The 15,042-nt window shown below is 47.7% G+C and carries 10 protein-coding genes and 1 pseudogene; 7 read left to right on the top strand and 4 right to left on the bottom strand.

The features are described from left to right. Positions 1 to 157: 157 nt before the first annotated feature. Both H6F46_RS09535 and H6F46_RS09530 read right to left on the bottom strand, forming a co-directional pair. Entirely contained in the window at positions 158 to 2,245 is a 2,088-nt protein-coding gene (locus H6F46_RS09535) for a site-specific DNA-methyltransferase (RefSeq protein WP_190354590.1), read from the bottom strand. A gap of 4 nt (positions 2,246 to 2,249) precedes the next feature. Next, positions 2,250 to 5,063 carry a DEAD/DEAH box helicase gene (locus H6F46_RS09530; protein WP_190354589.1) on the bottom strand — a complete coding sequence of 938 codons (2,814 nt, stop codon included), beginning with the start codon at positions 5,061 to 5,063 and terminating at the stop codon, positions 2,250 to 2,252. Positions 5,064 to 5,420: 357 nt separating this feature from the next. On the opposite strand from H6F46_RS09530, the pseudogene H6F46_RS19320 reads away from it, so the two are divergent. Next, positions 5,421 to 5,537 (top strand): annotated as a pseudogene (locus tag H6F46_RS19320) (Uma2 family endonuclease); the annotation flags it as partial. A 52-nt stretch (positions 5,538 to 5,589) separates the two neighbouring features. Here the strand turns inward: H6F46_RS19320 and H6F46_RS09525 are convergent. Continuing rightward, positions 5,590 to 5,916: a DUF1825 family protein gene (locus H6F46_RS09525; RefSeq protein WP_190354588.1), complete on the bottom strand. Its 327-nt coding sequence runs from the start codon at positions 5,914 to 5,916 to the stop codon at positions 5,590 to 5,592. 453 nt (positions 5,917 to 6,369) lie between these two features. On the opposite strand from H6F46_RS09525, the gene H6F46_RS09520 reads away from it, so the two are divergent. The 3 genes from H6F46_RS09520 to nfi all read left to right on the top strand — a co-directional run bounded on the left by H6F46_RS09520 (position 6,370) and on the right by nfi (position 8,345). Further along, positions 6,370 to 6,774 (top strand): NINE protein, encoded by a 405-nt coding sequence (locus H6F46_RS09520; protein ID WP_190354587.1) that lies wholly within the window; start codon positions 6,370 to 6,372, stop codon positions 6,772 to 6,774. A gap of 362 nt (positions 6,775 to 7,136) precedes the next feature. Continuing rightward, complete coding sequence (locus H6F46_RS09515; protein WP_190354586.1) at positions 7,137 to 7,565, top strand: ComEA family DNA-binding protein; 429 nt, start codon at positions 7,137 to 7,139, stop codon at positions 7,563 to 7,565. 84 nt (positions 7,566 to 7,649) lie between these two features. Continuing rightward, on the top strand, positions 7,650 to 8,345 hold the full coding sequence (gene nfi / locus H6F46_RS09510) for a deoxyribonuclease V (protein WP_190354585.1): 696 nt from the start codon (positions 7,650 to 7,652) through the stop codon (positions 8,343 to 8,345). A 189-nt stretch (positions 8,346 to 8,534) separates the two neighbouring features. Here nfi and H6F46_RS09505 read toward each other — a convergent pair whose 3' ends face one another. Continuing rightward, positions 8,535 to 9,731, bottom strand: a complete 1,197-nt coding sequence (locus H6F46_RS09505) for a tetratricopeptide repeat protein (RefSeq protein ID WP_099533650.1) — start codon at positions 9,729 to 9,731, stop codon at positions 8,535 to 8,537. A gap of 228 nt (positions 9,732 to 9,959) precedes the next feature. On the opposite strand from H6F46_RS09505, the gene H6F46_RS09500 reads away from it, so the two are divergent. From H6F46_RS09500 to H6F46_RS09490, 3 genes are all read left to right on the top strand, one after another. After that, positions 9,960 to 11,738 carry a helicase HerA domain-containing protein gene (locus tag H6F46_RS09500; protein ID WP_190354584.1) on the top strand — a complete coding sequence of 593 codons (1,779 nt, stop codon included), beginning with the start codon at positions 9,960 to 9,962 and terminating at the stop codon, positions 11,736 to 11,738. Between the two features lie 1,141 nt (positions 11,739 to 12,879). Beyond that, positions 12,880 to 13,872 (top strand): RNA polymerase sigma factor, RpoD/SigA family, encoded by a 993-nt coding sequence (locus H6F46_RS09495; protein ID WP_099533740.1) that lies wholly within the window; start codon positions 12,880 to 12,882, stop codon positions 13,870 to 13,872. Positions 13,873 to 14,281: 409 nt separating this feature from the next. Continuing rightward, positions 14,282 to 14,875 (top strand): M67 family metallopeptidase, encoded by a 594-nt coding sequence (locus H6F46_RS09490; protein ID WP_190354583.1) that lies wholly within the window; start codon positions 14,282 to 14,284, stop codon positions 14,873 to 14,875. Positions 14,876 to 15,042 lie beyond the last annotated feature (167 nt).

The following is a 15,042-nucleotide window of genomic DNA, read 5'->3' as shown; positions in this document are numbered from 1 at the left end:
ATACCCCGTCCGCTTGCGGCGGGGTTCTTGATTCCCATGCCCCTTTAGCGATCGATGCAGACGTGTGACAAGGCGATTCAGACACGTCCACCACAGTGATCACTGATGGTTATGTGGTGCTCGCGGATAAACTGGCTAAAACCTGACCTGGCGTTACCTACTGCACCTCAAAAATTGCACTCGCGTCATTCCCGAAAATATCCACTAACCGAATCGCCACAGAGCGTTTACCCTTAGGAATTTCTGGACTGCTAGCCGTCGCAATCACCGTCTCAGTCCGTTTTCCATAACCCCGCATGGCTTGCCACATCGATTTAAATGTCACGCCGTCATAATCCCAATCCACTGCCCAATAATCGATCAGAGCTGCGAAGTTATCCTTAATCACTTTCCTAAGGGCTGCCTGCTGTTTTTCGGGCACAGGAAGAGCCATCAAGACGTAGCGATCGATCGTTACCGTAATCACCCGCTGATCACCCCGATCATCAACAGAATGGCTTACCCGTACATAGGGCTTTTCGTGGAAAATCAATTTTTCCCGTAAACCTTCTAAATCAGCATCGCTTTTTGCTTTTTTCAGGTAGTTATAAATTTCTGGCGGAATGGTCAGCGCCTGAACCTCTACCTTGAATTTTCGTTGTTTTTTGAAGTTCTCTAATTCGTTGCTGAAATTGTAATCATAGTCCCAAGCAAGAATCACTAATTTGGGATAGCCAATACCGTCTAAAATTTCAGCATCCTTAGCCAATTCCATGACCTTTTTCGCAGTGGTCGGGCGATCGGGGTAGCCGACATAAACCAGTTCTGTGCTCCCATCCTCAAGGGTTTTCACGCCGACATCGGCTCGATCGGTGCGGGGTTCGGCTTCGTAGAGTTTGAGGATAATTTTTTGCATTTCCCCAATCTTTGAACCGGACAAATAAATCATATGCCGCTGGTAATTACCGATGTTTTCCAGCAGAAATGGCTTGGCTTGTTGATTAACCAGGGAGTTACGAGAAACCTGAATTCCAACTTTGTCAAGATTACAGCCGATCCAGCGTCTGCCTAATCTTTCAGCGACTCGCATTGTAGTTCCGCTACCACAGAAAAAGTCGGCAACTGCATCACCTTCATTAGATGAGGCTTGAATAATTCTTTCTAGAAGAGTTTCTGGTTTTTGAGTTGGATAACCTAAATTTTCTTCTACTGCTTGAGAATTGATAACATGAATATCTGTCCATAAATTCTGGATTGGCTGACCTTCATATTCATCAAGAAAGGTTTTTCTTCTAATTCTTTGTGATTTATCTGAAGGGAAATATAGCTTGCCTGCTGCATCCCATTCTTCCATGACACTTCTTGAAATTGCCCAACCTTTCGTTGGAGGTTGATAACCTTTATATTCATAGATAAGATTAGGACGATAAGCTGGATTCGTAAGAGGATCTCTACTATACAGTCTTCCATCTCCATCGTCATATATAAAGCGCTGTTTTATATATTCCTGTACTTCTTCTGAATCTTTTGTTTTGATAGGGTTGAAAACATAATCTTCACTTTTAGAAAAAATAAAAATAGTATCAGTTACAGCCCCATAGCTTTTGGAAACATTTGATGCACCACCTCTGCGTTTCCAAGTAATTTCATTGATAAAGTTACTGTTACCAAAAATTTCATCTAGAATTATTTTGATGTAGTGTGAAACGTGCCAATCTAAATGGATATAAATACTTCCCTTGTTACTCAGAAGTCTTTTCATCAACTGAAGCCTTGGATAAATCATATCTAAGAAGGAGTCTATCCCACTTTCCCAAGTATCTGTATAAGCTAGCCGCTCAATAATACTTGCTTCTTTAGTGATTTCTTCTCCTTCAACGGTAAACTGAAACGAATAATCAGCGCTGCTCAAAAACGGCGGATCAATATAAATCAGGTCGATCTTACCCGCATAGCCCTGAGCCAAAAGAGCCTGCATGGCCAACAGATTATCACCCCAAATCAGCCGATTCATTTGGGTTTTATCAATTTCCTGACCACCTAATGGCAACTCACCCATAGCATCAGGAAACAAAGAAGTGACCCCCGCCTGAGGAACCGCAAACAAGGGCAAATTTAAGCTACCTTGAGCCTCCTGAGGATTCGGAATCACAATTTCCGCCGTCTGAAACTCAATATCCCTCGGGTTTGGCGCACGTTTTGGCTTACTGTCCCAAACCAACTTGGCCGAATCTTTTTTCCGTCTTCTCGTATTTTCTTCAGTCATAATCTTAAAGTTGTAATCCTAGTTCACCATATAAACCTGCCACTAAACCTGCCGCCTCTTGCCTCATGATTGGCAACAAAGCTGCAAAAGAAGCGCCTTCATTTACATCAAATACACTTTCCTTTAACACTAGATATTCCCACTCCTGAGGCTGTTCATATAGCTTTGGAGGTGAAACACGCGATGCAGAGTCACACCACACCTTAGCCGCCTGCGCCTTTAACCTTGTACCTGAATCGGTTAATAGGTGGTCGCCCTTTGTTTCAAGCAGAAACATCCTCTCAGCCGTTTTTACCACAAAATCCGGCTCGTATTTCCGTTGAATCCCCCGATCATCGCGCCAGGGAATAATCAAATCATGTTTTCGGTCTAATTTCGCAAACGCCAAGACTTCTGGCGAGGGGTTCAGTAATTTTGTGATGACCTGCCGCTCAAAACCCCCACTTTGAGACTGCACCGCCTGAGATGGATAAATACAGCGCCTAGTCAACACCATGTTCTTCTGACGCATCATCAGCCGCGAAACATCGGATAATTTGCGCCACACTGCCCCCGGCTGAAACTGAATATCCCCCATCGCTTCCTGAACTGCTGATCGTACCTGATTCGCAATAAAATCGACCACCTGCTGATTCTGCAAAACCTGATAATTTGCCGGTTCAGTAAAATCAATCTCTTCAGTAAAGAGACGACGGGTGACATACTCATCTACCAGAGCCGCAATATCTGCACTAAATGCCGTTAAATGCTTCATCTTTCCTGTTTGCGTGATGGTACGTGCCATCTGCTGTAAGAAAAAACTATAGTCAAAATAATCATTTTGTAGGTTCCAGGTCTTAGCCTTCGTTTCCGTCTCCACATGAACATCAGTAATCATTACCTGAGCTGTCATCTGTTTTTGGAGCTTAAAGGGAACCTGGAAATGGCCTAATTTCTCAATTTCAATGTCTGCCAAATTTGGAATCGGAGTCTGATCATAAATTTGAGTCGCCCAAGCTAAATCATACTTAGCGATTCGATCAACTTCTGCATCGACTGTCACCAAATCTCCCGCACTTGTCTGGGCAGAGCTATCACCAGAGGCAATCGAAAAGCCCTGATTTCTTAGGTAGTTTTCATAGAAGTCCTTAAACTTTGGATGCTCTACTAGAAACAGGCAATCAAATGCATTACTCGGCGCTTCTTGATTAAGAAGTTGTTGCCGCGCTTCCGACTTCAGCTCTTGAATTTGGCCATACTCAGGTTTATACCTTGGAAACATCAGCCGCAAACCTCGACCAACGATTTGCTCTAGCAATAAATCTGCTTCACTAGCCCTGAGCATCACGATCACACAGATATTCGTTCGGTCAAACCCCTCACGAACTGACAGAACCGAAATGACTACTTGCAAAGGATTTTGGTCATTGTCGATATCATCTAAACGTTTTTCTGCCTCAGCATACTCAGTTGTCTTGAGATTGGAGTGATAAACCAACATCCGCTCATCGCTATAAAAGCTTCCTTCACTATCAGCTAAAGAGTTAAAATGCTCACCCACCAAATCCGCGACCGCTGTTTCCTCCGCCAAAACCAACATGACAGGCTTACGATCAATGCCTTTGGCGCGAAACTCTTCAGTAAGCTGCTCTAACTTCGATTTACCAATCTCAAGCATGATCTTTTGACCACGCGATAACCCGAGAATTTCACCTCGTTTTTTCCCTTCAGCTTCAGCTCGTTCCGCCTTAAAATCCAGATCAATAAGATTAGCGCCTTGCCGCTGCTCTAAAAATAACTGCTTAACCAGCATATCTCCCGAAGCCTGAGCCAGCGGATAATCATAGACAATATGAGGAAAATAATCTTTTTTGTCACCACTTCCGAAAAACGGAGTTGCACTAAAATCAATTTGCTGAAAAAAGCAGTATTCACTATCAGAATGGTTTGCTAATTGCCTTTGGTGCAGATAGGTCATAAACCGCCGCCAAATCAATTCTTCATCCTTTTGGGTTGTAGGGTTTGGACGTTTATTCGCATGGACATGGTGAGCTTCATCATTCAGCACACACAGATCAGGATATTCCGTTAACAAATCACCAATAATTTCTGCTTTGGGTATTTCTTCCCTTTCTCCCATCAAGTCTTCCCACAGAGATGGATCGTCATTTGAGAATCGGAACTGTTGCCAATTTGTCACCATTACAAAAGCATCATCGGTCAGGGTTAAGTTTTCTCGAAAATCAGTGGGTTCGTATAACTCGAAGAAGAAGCGATCGCGCCACCTTGCACCGGGAGGCATAAATAAAGGCTTATTAATATCTGCATTACCCCCAAGCCTGACCGCATCAAGGATACGCTTCTGGACTTCTTTTCCCGGTGTCACAATCAAAAAGCGTTTGGTGAACATTCCTGGCTTTTCGTCATTGATTGCGTTGAAATACTGCCAAGCCATTAAGGCATTGAGAACCCAAGTTTTACCGCTGCCCGTTGCCATCTTGAGACAGTATTTCGGAAAAGTGATCGGGTTTAGCTCATCCTGTAAAACTTTAGATCGCGCCAGTTTTGAAACTTCCGGGTGATTGGGTGAAAACTCTTCATAGAGTTGGTAAGGATTTTTAATACCCAGAATCTCATGGCAATAAATAATTGTTTCGATCGCTTGCTGCTGACAAGGATGAAAATTGGCCCCATCCCGATCTTCTTCAAACCAATAACTTAAAAGCTCTGCTGTGGTCTGGGTAACTCCATGCCATCCTGTATTTTTCCAGCCTTCTACATCACCCCTTAGTAAGTTTGGGATGATCATTCCAACAGTTTGAACTTTTTTCGTAGGCATAGCAGCATAGATCCAGCGTCTAAATCAGTATCACATTTGCTTTCGATAAAGCTGAATCATTTATCAAAATCTTATTATCTGCTCGGGCAATTCAGTTTCTAGGGCTAAAAAGACTAGGCAGACTGCCTTATTTGTGAAACTGTTTGGCCTGCCCTAGGGGAAAGGGGCTTGCGATTCTGCTGCCAGTCAAAGCAGCCGCTTGGCTCGGGCGAGGGTGACTTAGAGAAGTCAGCTTCTTTGGTGGCTTTCATTCAGCGGGTTTAGCGGCGCGATCGCCATTACACAGTTGCGGGTTTAGGGAGCCGATCGCGGGCGATCGCTAGAATTGAAACAGCTCATCCCCCTGCGAGGCTGCTTATGGTGCTTGCTGTCTCCCGCGATCGGGCCCTGTCGCTGGCTGAGTTTCTCGCATTGCCTGAAACTCAACCGGCCAGCGAATACATCAACGGCCAGGCTCATCAGAAGCCAATGCCACTTTGAATTGAAATGGCTCAGGCAATCCATTGAAAATTAATAGGAAAACGACCTAATTTTTGGATGCTTCTAATTCTGCTTTCATGCGCTCCAAGGTGACGTGCATCTGATCAAACATCATTTGAGGAGTCATCCCAAATTGCGAGAGGTGGGTTTTCAGTTGCTCCACCTGCATTTTGGCCATGAAATCATCTGACAATTCAAATCGCTTCATGAAAATTCGATAGCGATCGAGCACGGTTTCCATCTGTTCGATGTAAAGTCGCTTCCCTTCGCGATCGAACTTGCCGTAGTCACCCCCAAGCTGCACTAGGGATTGATAAGTGCCAAAAATTTCCTTGGCTTCCTGTTGGACAATTTCAGAATCAAAAATGCTCATGTTTTATGCCTGGGTCATTGTTAACACCCATTTGTCTTTGATCTTAGCCGATTCTCCTCTGAGGCAAAACGCCCACCCAGTCGGGAGATCCGAACTTGAACGATCGGACTTTGCGCAGAGAAATTAGGGCAATGAACAGGGGCGATCGAGGGCTGGTTTGCTCGGTCTGCGGTTCAATGGGTGTTCAATGGGTGTAACCGATGTTGCTTTGGCGCGCGCCGCCCCTCGACCCGCCAATTTGCCAACTATCATGAACAATGGGCGCAACATCGCTGCCACCAACTCAGCCAAGGGAGTTCCAGACCGGTGCTGAGTCCCCAGAGTAGCCGAGGCTTGGCAACGGTCAATGCTCTATTGTTCGCCTGTTTTGCCTTGCTTTTTCTATGTTTCGTTGCTGAATCCGTTGTCTAACGAGTAACTTCCATTGCCAGCCAGTTAACTGAGGAGAGAACCATGACGGAAGTGGCAGGAACCTTAACCCGACCACGCAAGCGAACGATGGCCGTGGCCCTGGCCCTCACCTGTTTTGTGGTTCCCTTTGCATCGGGGTTGCACAAGTTCTATTTGCGGCAACGATGGTGGGGCGTGGCTTATTTTCTGTTTTTTTGGACAATGATTCCGCAAATTGCCAGTGCGATCGAGGCAATTTGGTATCTTTCCCAAGACCAAGAAGAGTTCGATCGCAACTTTAATAAAGAGCTACCGGCCACCCAACGAACTGTCACGGTTACTGTGCAACCGGAGCGGGTCAATGCGGTGGGGGATGCCCTGCGAGAATTGGATCGACTTCGCCAAGAGGGATTAATTTCTGAGGCAGAGTTTGAACAAAAGCGCCGTCTGCTACTCGACCAAATTTAGATTGGCTGTCATCAATCTAAGTTTGAAAGATTAAAAGATTTGACCTTGGTTGCTGGGCGAACCATGACCTGATCTCAACTTTTTAGCACTGATTCAGATCTTGATCTAAGTTGGATCAAAATCTAGTAGCCACTCAAGTTTGGCTTGACTGAAATCCAATTAGCTAGAAGCTTCCAGTTAGTTAAATCACCATAATTTTGTTGACTTCTGTGCCTCAGTTCTCTTCTCAGAATCCGTTATTTAGTTGGCTTCAAGCTCCCTTTCAGCCTGCGAACCCGGCTTTGAAAGCAGCTCGCAGCAAAATTGCGCGTGATCCATTTTGTCGGCTCAATTCTGCGTTGGAAGTGGTAGTAGCGGCCGAAATGGGCATTGCAATTGATGCTAATCGCGCCAGCATTGACGATTGGTTACGATTGCCAGGGTTATCGATTCGGCAAGCCACCTTGCTGACTCAATTGAGTGCGAGTGGAGTGGTGTTTTATGGATTAGAAGATTTGGCTGCTGCTTTAGGTGTAACGGTGGCACAGTTGGAGCCTTGGACACCGGTTTTACGGTTTTATTTTTACGATCCGGAGGCGGCTTCTTTTCAACGAACCTTGGATGCTAATCACGCCACAGTTGATGAACTGGAGCGGCTGCCGGGGGTCGATCGCGCCTTAGCAGAAAGAATGATTCGCGATCGTCAAGAGCAGGGTGCTTTCCGCAGTTTAATTGACTTAAAACGCCGCTTGAATTTATCTGGTGAGCTGCTCGGAGAATTAATGCACTATTTGCGGTTTCCAACGTCTTAGATGATACGCATTGCAGAAAATTTAATAAAAACGTTATTGATATCAAATTTTTAAAAGAAAAATGTAACAAATGAGATTAATGAAATGAACTTAATTGATGATTGGCCAAAAACAACGGAAGCCGCCAAAGAAATTCAAAATCAACTGCGCGATCGAGTGATCTTGCAGGATCAATTCTCTGCCCCAAAATTGATTGGGGGAGCTGATGTGGGGTTTGAAGAAAATGGCGTGATCGCCCGTGCAGCCGTTGTGGTTTTGAGCTTTCCTGGCTTGGAGCGACTCGAATTTGCGATCGCTCGAATTCCCACTCCTTTTCCCTATGTGCCGGGATTTTTATCCTTTCGAGAAGTGCCAGTGATTTTGCAAGCTTTTGATCAGCTTCAACAAAAACCAGATCTGGTTTTATGTGATGGTCAAGGCTATGCTCACCCGCGTCGGTTTGGGTTAGCTTGCCACTTGGGATTGTTGTTGAACCTGCCAACTATTGGTGTGGCAAAATCCCACTTGATTGGAACCCACGAGCCGCTAGATTTGGCGAAAGGAAGTTGGCAACCTTTGATCGATCGCGAAGAAACCATTGGTGCAATTGTCCGATCGCGCCACAATTGTCGGCCGCTTTATGTTTCCTCGGGGCATCGAGTGAGTTTACCCACGGCGATCGAGTTGGTTTTGAATTGCACCCCGCGCTACAGACTGCCAGAAACTACCCGCTGGGCCGACGCGATCGCCTCTCAACGGGGGGCTTTCAAGAACACTGAGTCTGGTAAGGTCAACCCATAGCTCAGCAATGGTCAATCAACCCTGATTCGATCCTGACTCAAGATATTACTGCGATACCAATCTGTTGCTTAGGTGTTGTTTTAGACGCTTTTTGCAGTGATGGACTGGCGATGAACGCAAGGGGCTTGCTTAGCGCTTTTTGAATTTCTGAGTCTAAACTTCAAACTAAACCTCAAACCAAACTTCAAACTAAATCTCGAATTTCAGCTCTCGCAAAGTTTGGCGAATTCGCTCCGCTTCCGGTGACTGCTGTTGATCATATAATTCAACGGCTGTCTTGAAGGCTTTCAGGCTTTCGGGCACATTGCCACCTTTCAAGAAAGCTGCGCCTAAATTTTGGTGAAATTCGGGCTTTGCTGGATCGAGTTCAATAGCTTTTTGATAATGCTCGATCGCCTCCAAAGTACGGTTCATTGCTCGTAGGTTTGAACCTAAATTGTAATGGGCGATCGCAAAGTTGGGGTCAATGATCACTGCTTGGCGGTAGCTCTCATAGGCCGCCTGTAGGTTTCCTTTTTGGCGATAAAGATTACCTAAATTGATCAAAGAACCTAATTTCAAAATTGGCAGAACTGGTTGGCGCAAAGCCGCACGATAATGGGCTTGGGCTAAATCGAGGTTCTGTTGTTGATTATAAAAAATTGCCAAATGATAGTGTAGCTCATATAAAACTTCGGTCATTTTCTCTTGTTCTGCCCGCTTGAGACCGGTTTTTAAGAGTGCGATCCCTTGTTCTGGTTCTCCTAAGTCGATGAGCAGGGCCCCCAACTTGCTACAGACGTAGGGATCCTCTGGATTTGCTTTCCAAAAAACTTCCATGGCAGCCTTAGCCCGATCGGCTTTGGAAGCACTGGCAATCCGATCGAGCCGATAACCATCATGATCGATGGCCGGCATTGAAAGAGACACAATTTTCCAGTGGGATTCCTGTTGCAAAAGCCGCACCACACTGTCATCAATAATGGCGTGGTAGGGGCGATCGAACTGAATTTCAGGATGCCGCCGAAACAAACGCGAGACCAAAGAATAGGGAGATTGCACTGCGCCCAATTCTCGACGCACCAAATTCACCACCAAATGCTCTGGATAGCTAACCGCTTCGCGAATCGGTTCGATCGCTTCCGGCAGCAACCACTCATCCGCATCCAATACCAACACCCAATCGCTCTCGATTTGGGCCAAAGCTGCGTTTCGAGCGGCCGCAAAATCATTGCACCAATCGAAAAAAGCCACCCGCGCCCCATGCGATCGGGCCCGCTCAACGGTGTCATCGGTGGAACCCGTATCTAACACTAAAATTTCATCCACACAGTCGCGCACACTGTTGAGGCAGCGATCGATCTGATGGGCTTCATTTTTGACAATGAGCGATAAACAGATACTCATGGCCGAAACACCGAGTGTAAATCTGAAGGGTAGATAATGCCGTTAAAATAACGAGATGATCGTTTGATCTTCGTCAATCTGAGCGCTGATCTGATGCTGATCTGATATTGATCGATTCCGGCTTGAACCAGATCTTAATCAGTCCTTAAATTGCGGTTTGTTCGCAATTCCCAATCACAACCTCCCGCTTTCATACTGGCTAAATCGTTTCCTAAATTGTCTCATCCTATGCCCCAAGACGTTCCACTCGGCTCAGTCATTCAAGGTTCCCTTAGCGAAGGGCTGGAGGTGCGGCTCCATGCCGATGTTTCCGTGGAAGAGATGCGAGTGGGCAAATTTTTGGTGGTGCGGGGGCGGCGATCGCACTTTTTTTGCATGTTAACCGATGTGGCTTTGGGAACCTCCAGCCAACGAATTACGATCGATCCGCCCCATCCCGATGATGATTTTTTGCGCGATGTGCTGGCCGGCAGTGGCACGTTTGGGACGATCGAACTCGCTCCCATGCTGATGTTTGTGCCCCAGGCAGAGATGGACTGGGAAAACCTGCCTTTACCCGATCGCTTGGCTCCAGAATCTGCCCGATCGGCCCGCAAAAACGGCAAAGCCAAGGACAAAAACGGCAACCAAGCATCCAGTAATTTAGCCTCCTTTGCTGCTAACCGCGATGCCAATTTGGAATTGTTACCTGTGAAAACCATTCCTAGTCACTTTTCGCAGGTCTATGAAGCGAGTGATCGGGACTTTCGGATCGTGTTTGGTTGGGAAGACGATCCCCAGCGACGCAATTTTGCGATTGGAATGCCGATCGATACCGATGTGCCCGTTTGCATTGACCTCGATCGGTTCGTGGAGCGCAGTAACGGCGTTTTTGGGAAATCGGGAACCGGGAAATCATTCCTCACCCGTCTGCTGTTGGCGGGCACAATTCGCAAGCAAGTGGCGGTGAACTTAATCTTTGATATGCATTCGGAATATGGCTGGGAAGCCATGCGCGAAGGCAAAGGAATCAACACCGTCAAAGGGTTGCGACAACTTTTCCCGGGGCAAGTGGAAATTTACACCCTGGACGCGGAATCCACCAAGCGCCGAGGCGTGCGCGATGCCCGAGAACTCTACATCAGTTATGACCAAATTGATGTGGAAGATTTGATGCTGGTGAGTGCGGAACTGAATCTTTCCGAAGCCAGCGTTGAAAATGCAATTATTTTGCAAAATGAATTTGGTAAATCTTGGATTTCACGGCTCCTCAGCATGACGAATGAGGAAATTCAGGATTTTTGCGAAACCAAAATGGGCAGCAAATCTTCGATCATGGCGCTGCAACGAAAGTTGAATCGTCTTGATCAAATCAAATACATGAGAAATGCTGGCTCGGATTATATCAAGCAAATTTTGGACTCCCTGGAAGCTGGAAAACACGTCATCATCGAATTTGGTTCCCAATCAAACATGTTGGCTTATATGCTAGCCACCAATATTATTTCTCGTCGAATTCATGGCATTTACGTGCGCAAAGCTGAGCGCTTTTTGCAAACCAAGGATCCCAACGACAAGCCCCGCCAATTGATGATCACGATTGAGGAAGCACACCGCTTCCTAGATCCCGCCACCGCCAAGCAAACTATTTTCGGCACGATCGCCCGTGAAATGCGGAAATATTTTGTCACCTTGCTGGTGGTTGATCAGCGTCCCTCGGGGATTGATAACGAGGTCATGTCGCAAATTGGAACCAGAATTACAGCCCTGTTGAATGACGAAAAAGATATTGAAGCTATCTTTACCGGTGTGGCAGGAGGACAAAGCCTGCGATCGGTTTTGGCCAAGCTGGATTCCAAGCAACAGGCCCTAGTTTTGGGCCATGCCGTGCCCATGCCTGTAGTGGTTAGAACTCGTCCCTATGACGAGAAGTTCTATGCGGAAATTGGCGACACTTTTTGGGAAGAACTGCCCGATGAAATCGCGATCGCGGAAGGGGACAAAGCCAAGGCCGATCTGGGATTTTAAAACGTGCTCATGGAACGTTGATGGGTTGGGTTATGGGGCAGGCGATTGATCGGGCGATCGCCCGCAGGATCTTGAGCACCTGAAACCTGATTGCCCGAACTCTCTACAACAGCCGTGATTTTTCCTCAACCCCCAAGCGACCAGTTATGGCAATGTCCATGGCTACGGCTACGGCTATCAGGGGCGATCGCGCGGGCCCGCAAAGCTTAACAGTGGTGTGACAAAAACTTCGTATGACTGCCATGGCAATGTCGCACCCGCTGGCTATACCTAGACCATGATGCTGATCCTCGGAAGCGGCTGAAGGGGTTTCCAAAACCCCAACCCAGCGCACCAACCAAGCGCAGGGCGGGATACCAATCTTTCAGGTTCGGTTATTGCTCCCCAGTCTGTCGTACCCAATTCCAACTTTTGCGATCACTATGGAAAAAGAGTCGCGCTCAGAAACCTGAAAAAGCCTGATTCTTCATTCAAGTTTGTGGAGTGAATAACAGCCCAATTTCAGTGCTTCGGTATTTGTTTCGACCCTTAACGTTACCGATCGAGCTGAGATCTTGCTTCCGGGAGATTCACCAATGAACTTCAAGGAAACTGAATGCCCATAACTCCCTTCGTGATCACACTCCAATCCTTCTTGAATGGCTGATTTCCAGTGCATTTCTGGCTGATTCTGAACTGGTTTTGATCGATTCTGGCTGATTTTCGGTTAATTTTTGATGGATTTCCGGTTGATTTCTGGTTGGTTGCTGAATTTTCAGTTGTGACCGAATTTGACTAACTGAGTTTTGGCTGACTTTGGTTGCGTTTTTCGTGGTTTTGCGAAATTGTCGCCTAATGGCTCGCCGTAACTCTGCTGGGAACTGTTGCCCAAGGTTAATTTAATGAACTTTTTGCAATCCAAGACCGTCTAATTCTTTGTCCCTTTGAGTGTTGCCAGGTGGGTTTTGGCCGCTCTTGGTTTGTGGACTCTTGACCTTTGGATCTTCAGTGTAGATCCGAATTTGGAATTTGTGGGACTCGTTTCCCAGGGCGTTTTTTGAAACAGACTTGCTCATCAATGAACGCCGATAACGCTGACGAATAACGCCGACCCGCAAGCTCTTGTGCTCGCGTCTTTGTGATTGAAAATAGGATGCTGACCATGCCGACCGCTATGATTCGCCCCCAAACGCAGCGATCCAAGTCGCGAGAAGGTGACAGTGCCGATTTGGTTCGCGCCTATTTGCACGAAATTGGCCGAGTTCCGTTGCTGACTGATGAACAGGAAATTATTCTGGGCAAACAAGTGCAGCAAATGATGCGGCTCTTGGACATCCAAGAGAAGCTGATGGGCGAGTTGGATCGATCGCCCACGGAGCAGGAATGGGCCGCCGCCGCCCAGCTTTCGGTGGAAGATCTGCGCCAGCAGTTGCGGGTGGGCGATCGGGCAAAGAAAAAAATGATTGAAGCCAACCTGCGTCTTGTGGTTTCGATCGCCAAGAAATACCAAAAACGCAACCTAGAACTCTTAGACCTGATCCAAGAAGGTAGCTTGGGTTTGGAGCGTGGGGTGGAAAAGTTTGACCCCATGATGGGCTACAAATTTTCAACCTATGCCTACTGGTGGATTCGCCAAGCGATCACGCGGGCGATCGCCCAGCAATCACGCGCCATTCGCCTGCCGATTCACATCACCGAAAAGCTGAATAAGGTGAAGCGGGTGCAGCGGGAATTGACCCAAAAACTGGGTCGATCGCCCAAGCTCTCGGAAGTGGCGGCCGAGCTGGAATTGGAACCGGCCCAAGTGCGAGAATTCATGCTGATTTCGCGGCAACCGGTTTCCCTGGAGTTGCGAGTGGGCGACAACCAAGACACGGAGCTTCAGGATTTGCTGGAAGATGAAGGCGATCTGCCGGAAGATTACGCCAGCCGCGAGGCCCTGCGCTTGGATTTGCAAGCCCTGTTGGCGGAGCTGACTCCTCAACAACGGGATGTGATTACCCTGCGTTTTGGCCTCGAAGATGGTCGGGAACTGTCTTTGGCCAAGGTGGGCGATCGACTCAACATCAGCCGTGAGCGGGTGCGTCAGTTGGAACACCAAGCCCTGAAGCAACTGCGCCGTCGCACCGATGTGCGGGAATATTTGGCGAGCTAACGGCTGCCTTAATCCGCCTGCAACAAACTGATTGCAACAAACCGATTGCAACAAACCAATTGCGACCGACTAATTTCAACAAACGAATTGCAACAAAAAGCGGCGTTCCCGATCGGGTCGCCGCTTTCCAGTTCTAGTTGCGTCGTTTTAGTGCATCCGAGGAAACGGAAAATCTGTCGTGAGGCAAGCCGCGTCTCCCAAAACGCGATTGCATCAGGAATTCAATCTTCGCAGTGTGGTATCCGGTCGGATTTGCTTCGACCTGATTGTAGCTGAAGATACGAAAAATTTTGTAACATTTTTTTGCAAAATCTGGCAAAGATTCTGTAAAGAATTTGCAAAATCTCAAAATACCTGCTGCATTCCTCGCGCCTCCCAAAGCACCGGTAACGGCGATGGCCCTTGAAAGATGACTCTCCAACTCTCCCGATCGCTCCTGGAGCAACTGTGTCGAGCAGCGGAAGCGGCTTTGCCCTATGAATGTTGCGGCCTGTTGCTGGGCCGGCAAGTGCGCACCCCAGTTGAATTACCGATTGAATTACCGGCTGAATCACCGGTTGAATTACCGATTGAGTCACCAGTCGGCCCAAGGGATCCAGCCCCCGCAGGTTCCATGGGGGCGATCGAGGCGATCGCGGCGATTGTCTATGAGCTGTGGCCCGCCAATAACGATTGGGAGCAACTCACCGATGAACCCTTTCGTACCTTGGATCCGATCCCCGCTGGCGAAACCAGTCCTGAGCGTCGCTATGCGATCGCCCCGGCCACGATGTTGGGGGCCATGCGGGCCGGTCGTGCCCGTAACCTTGATATCATTGGGGTTTATCATTCACACCCGCAACATCCGGCCGTTCCATCCGAGTTCGATCGTGCCTGTGCTTGGCCTGACTACTCGTACCTGATCCTGTCGGTAAAAGGCGATCAAACCGTGGACTGGCAAAGCTGGCGACTCAATCTCGATCGCCAGTTTCAGCCCGAGTCGATCGTTCTTTGTGGATCCTGATTGTTGATCTCAACTGCCCCTGGCGCGCCCGGTTGCTTAGCCACTGCGATTCGTTGATTCCCCCCAAGGCCGATCGCCCCCCAAGGTGATGCCTAGATGGGAAACCCCTCACAGCGATCGAAGGCGCGATCGCCCCCCGCGATCGGGCATCGAACCCAAACCACCTC

This window comes from Limnothrix sp. FACHB-1083 (assembly GCF_014696485.1).
GTDB lineage: Bacteria > Cyanobacteriota > Cyanobacteriia > CACIAM-69d > CACIAM-69d > CACIAM-69d.
Note: the sequence above shows the minus strand (reverse complement) of the source record. Positions and strands in the feature narration are given on the sequence as shown.